Raw genomic sequence first — 475 nt, 5'->3', positions numbered from 1 at the left:
AAGGCTGCTACTCGCAAGGCTCCTGCCAAGAAGAAAGCAGCTGCCAAAAAGGCCCCCGCCAAGAAAGCAGCTGCCAAGAAGAAAGCACCTGCCAAGCGGGCTCCCGCCAAGAAGAAAGCCGCAGCGCCTTCTTCAGGCAACTGAGCCAAGCCACTATCAAAAAAGCCGCCTCAGGGCGGCTTTTTTGTATTCGCAATCAGTCTTACCCCTGCGGGGAAAGCTGTTCTTCCATTCCTGCCAGATAACGGATTTGATGCTGCCGCGCGTCGCCAGCCAACTCACGCAAGTTGGAATAGGTGCGTAAACCAATCCGGTATGCCTGTCCCGCCCGATGACAACTGACCACTTCTGCCGATACCTGACGCAGAATCATGCCAGGCGCATACAAGTCCAGCTTGAGGCGGGCACCCCGTGACAGACTCACCGGTGACGTCAGACCCACTCCATAGCGGTTGTAGTCCATGGCCTTGGCACG

At 57.1% G+C, this 475-nt stretch carries 1 protein-coding gene; it reads right to left on the bottom strand.

The window, feature by feature from the left end:
• Positions 1-202: 202 nt before the first annotated feature.
• Positions 203-475: PilZ domain-containing protein (locus tag B3Q33_RS08795; protein WP_286827493.1), on the bottom strand; the 273-nt coding region annotated here is incomplete at its 5' end.

The organism is Alcanivorax sp. UBA3183, assembly GCF_002364155.1.
Lineage (GTDB): Bacteria > Pseudomonadota > Gammaproteobacteria > Pseudomonadales > Alcanivoracaceae > Alcanivorax > Alcanivorax jadensis.
This window is presented reverse-complemented; position numbering and strand designations above follow the sequence as displayed.